4 protein-coding genes are annotated in these 4,027 nt (G+C 31.3%); 3 read left to right on the top strand and 1 reads right to left on the bottom strand.

Features of this window, described 5'->3' with window-relative positions; genetic code table 11:
• Positions 1 to 310 precede the first annotated feature (310 nt).
• The 3 genes from Q4Q35_RS01785 (at position 311) to Q4Q35_RS01775 (ending at position 3,030) form a co-directional block, all read left to right on the top strand.
• Positions 311 to 1,156 carry a YARHG domain-containing protein gene (locus tag Q4Q35_RS01785; protein ID WP_303276207.1) on the top strand — a complete coding sequence of 282 codons (846 nt, stop codon included), beginning with the start codon at positions 311 to 313 and terminating at the stop codon, positions 1,154 to 1,156.
• Positions 1,157 to 1,528: 372 nt separating this feature from the next.
• Positions 1,529 to 1,960: a MarR family winged helix-turn-helix transcriptional regulator gene (locus Q4Q35_RS01780; RefSeq protein WP_303276206.1), complete on the top strand. Its 432-nt coding sequence runs from the start codon at positions 1,529 to 1,531 to the stop codon at positions 1,958 to 1,960.
• On the top strand, positions 1,960 to 3,030 hold the full coding sequence (locus Q4Q35_RS01775) for a S41 family peptidase (protein WP_303276205.1): 1,071 nt from the start codon (positions 1,960 to 1,962) through the stop codon (positions 3,028 to 3,030). Before Q4Q35_RS01780 ends, Q4Q35_RS01775 begins: the two co-directional genes overlap by 1 nt.
• Positions 3,031 to 3,275: 245 nt before the next feature.
• Here the strand turns inward: Q4Q35_RS01775 and Q4Q35_RS01770 are convergent, their stop codons facing one another.
• A complete protein-coding gene (locus Q4Q35_RS01770) occupies positions 3,276 to 3,524 on the bottom strand; it encodes a helix-turn-helix domain-containing protein (protein WP_303276204.1) in 249 nt (82 codons plus the stop codon).
• Between the last annotated feature and the right edge of the window lie 503 nt (positions 3,525 to 4,027).

Raw genomic sequence — 4,027 nt, 5'->3', positions numbered from 1 at the left:
TCCGCTTTCTCCATAATAGCCCTTGGTCATTGGGTATAGAAAGTCTAAATCCAATACCCCTTTTAAGCGTCTATAAAAGTTCTGCTCGGGAACGAGATCGCTCAATTGAAATTGTGCAAATAATTTCTCTTGATAATCTTTTCTTGCCTTGCATAATACAAGATACATATTTTCTATATATTTACATAAGGGTTGTGCAACAGGTACAAAATGTATAGTGCATAGCTACCCTGCGGGATAGCTACGACACCATACACGAGACGTTGGCAACCATAAGCACAGGTTTTCAGTAATACAAACACAACAGATAATGATGAATTTAAAATATATTTTTTTAGCAATTGTTTTAATTTTTAGTTTGAGTATTTCTGGCCAAGAAAAGGATAGAAATTACACTGAATTTAAGAGGATGACCCAAGTGATTAAAAATAATAAAAGGCCATCAAAAGAACTTATTTCTAAATACTCTGGATTTGTCAAAACTCCGAATGAGGGTGCCCCCACTTTCTTTAAGGAGGATATATCCAGGTTTTTATATATCAATGATTCAATTATAGGGATGATAATTCAAACTTCAACTGGAGTTAGCATGTCTGAATATGTAAAGTTTTTTAGTGTTAAACATCAAACATTATCTGGCCTTGAGTTGTCAGAGGGAAGTGATCACCCTCAAGATATACCAGAATATTCTTTTCAGGAATACAAAATTTTTGATAATAAATTAATAGAAACAAAACTGGTTTCTTGGATTTTGATAGACAATAGTTGTGTTGATAGTTATGGATCTTATAAAGAGGGATATGAATTTGGTGATTGTACAAGGAATGACATTGTTTATAAATATTATATAATACCAGATAATGGAATTGTAAAACAAATACAGTTAGATACCCTTAATAATCAAGTACGAAAATATGGATTTGCTTCTTCCAAATTATTAACAAAAGAAGATTTAAGTCAATACTCAAAAAAGGAATTACGATTAATTAGAAATGAGATTTTTGCAAATAAAGGATACATATTCAGATCAAAAGATTTAAAAGAATATTTTGATAGCCAAGGATGGTATTCCCCTTTATCGGACAATGCTAATGATAAGATAAACATAATTGAACGGAAAAATATTTCTTTAATTAAAAGTTTTGAGGATTATTAACGGTTGCCAACGTATAAATCCAAGCCGGGAGGAGTGCTAAATTGCAACGAAATACATATATTTAAAGGCTTTAACGAGTTGGTAGGTTTTGGCCATGAAAACCCGGCCAGATTTATACAAACCGTTGTATCTAACCCCTCATAGACTCCAAAAGAGTCTTTAGTACTATGGCTAACGAAGATGAGAAAAATGAGATAAAAAACAACTAATTTTAAATTGTTGATTTTGAACACAATAATTTTACGTTAGTCAGAATTTTCAAAAAATATCTTCACTATTAACAATAATCTTTCAAACATCACAATTTAAGTTTTGAAATTTACTTGATATATCAATTACATTTGATATTTTTGTTAGATATATTAAGTAGTTATGAGATTTAAAACACCAACCAGTACTGTCCTCTATTCTATCGAGGAAACGATAAAAGCCTACCGTAAATTAAGTCAGCAAAACATAACACAAGTTGTGCCTGACATAACTCTTGATCAAACATTAATTTTAATGATGATTAAGGAAAATGATAAAACGCAAACTGAAATTGCAGATTTGATTTTTAAAGACTATGCATCAATGACTAGGATTGTCAAATTAATGGAAAGGAAAGGATTTTTACTAAAATTAGTGGACAACCAAGACAAACGAAAAGTTAAATTAGAAATTACGGAAAAAGGTAAAAAAGTTATTAAAAAACTTAAACCGACGGTAAAAAAGAATAGAGAAACGGCATTACACGAAATTTCTGAAGAAGAACAAAGACAGCTATTCAATGTTTTAAAAAGAATCACTAAAAATTGTCAATAATGAAATTCAAAAATACTCTTGCAATAATATTAATTACGGCAACCCCTTTTTTATTTTTCGCTCAAAATAAGACAGATTACAGAAAAATTATTGATACACTGATAAATAAAACTACAAGGTATTATATTTTCCCCGAAGCGGCTAAAAGTCTTAAAAATGAATTATCAAACCTTCCTGAAAACGGATTTGCCGACTTATCCAAAAAACAGTTTGCTGATACCATTACTTCTATAATGGCTACCAAAGGTAAAGATAAGCATTTCGCACTTTTATATCGTCCCAATTTTTTAAAGAATGTAGACTCTAAAAAAGACCAACAAAAGCTATTTGATGAAATCAACAGACGTTGGAACTTCGGGTTCGAAACAGTCAAAAGGCTACCTGGAAATATCGGTTACATAGAATACACGGGCTTTGCTGAGCCAAATTCTTCCAAAGAAACATTAGCTGCTGCGATGAACTTCCTAGCCAACACCAACTCATTAATTTTAGATGTAAGAAATAACAGGGGGGGAGACGAAGGAATGCTGTTGCTTTTGTGTAGTTATTTTTTTGACAAAAAAGAAATACTAAGCAAAGTTTATTATAGATACAACAACAAAACCATCTTGAGTAAGACAAAGAAAAAGGTCTTAGGAAAAAAATATTTGAATAAGCCCGTTTACATACTAACAAATAAAAACTCATTTTCAGCAGCAGAATCCATCAGTTATCACTTACAAAACAGAGGTATTGCAACAATTGTAGGTGAAACAACATCAGGAGCAGCTAATCCTGTAGATATGTTTGTCATCAATAATGAATTCTTATTTTTCGTTCCTAATGGTAATGTAAGTGATATCAAAACAAATACGAATTGGGAGCATACTGGCGTGAAACCGAATTATCAAATACCAGAAATCAAAGCGTTAGAAAAAGCTCAAATTGTAGCCTTGGAAAATATTATAAAAAATAAAATTATTACTGAATTAACTACCGAGGAGATTAACCAACGGTTAGAAGATTTGCGTTACAAGATTAAAAACTACACACAACAAAGTTGTCCTATGAAAAGCACTAGCCAATTCTGATAGTTATCGGTACTTCAAAATTACTATTTTCTTTTTACTTAAACCACTTTTTCTTTTTGGTATAACTTGCTCAGCATCCTATTTGTGATCGACTTGTGACTGTCACCAGCATCTGTATGATTATAAGTTATAATAACCTGTCCACTTGCTATAAAAATGTGATACTAAATTAGATACTAATTAGTTCACCCACGTTGTTTTGTGATAGAGAGCGACGTTTAGGAATCTAAATTCAAAAAAAATAATTATACACTTTTGGAAATGTATACGTCGCAAATTTCCGATAGAGGAACTTCTAAAGCTTGACTTATTTTGAATAAAGTATGAATAGTAGCATTAGTCCTTCCTTGCTCAATTCTTGAAATATTCGTTGTATCAATTCGTGCCTCAATTTTACCGACCAAATCCACCTGCGTTAAACCTTTTTCGAGTCTAATTCTTTTTATGTTCTGACCTACAATTTTTAAAACTTCTGACTTTTTCACACTTGCCATATTTGACAAGTTTTATAAAAAAACAAGAAATAGATTTTTCAAAATTAGTTGATGATTGCTTTCTATCTACCTCAAGAATTCGCAGAATGTTTGGATAAGGGAGTTGAGATGCTGTTTTATATAGAAGAGGATACTTTTGATAGAAAAGATATTCAGAATGTTGTTTTTGCTTTAAAAAGAATTAGTGGCAGCTTGAGAAATTAAGAATAACTAAAGCTAACAATATGTAAAAAAAAACTATTTTTATTTCTTAATCGAAAGGTCAGTACTTATTTGCTTGCTTCTGATTTTCCTTCGGAAAACCACAGCTTACAAACCCGTACTTTCCTTACACGAAACGTCAGACTGTGCATTAACTTTTCTTGTATTCTGATTGTTAATGGTTTGAGTAATTCTTATCTTGTATAGGAACACAAATCATACTTATGGAACATATACATGGTCAGGATCGTAATCAAATCCGGATGACTTCCCTTGAAGAAATGGTTGACAAAGAAAGTCTG

The organism is Flavivirga aquimarina (assembly GCF_030540835.1).
GTDB lineage: Bacteria > Bacteroidota > Bacteroidia > Flavobacteriales > Flavobacteriaceae > Flavivirga > Flavivirga aquimarina.
The sequence above is the reverse complement of the archived record's forward strand: the minus strand, read 5'-3'. Positions and strand labels throughout refer to the sequence as shown.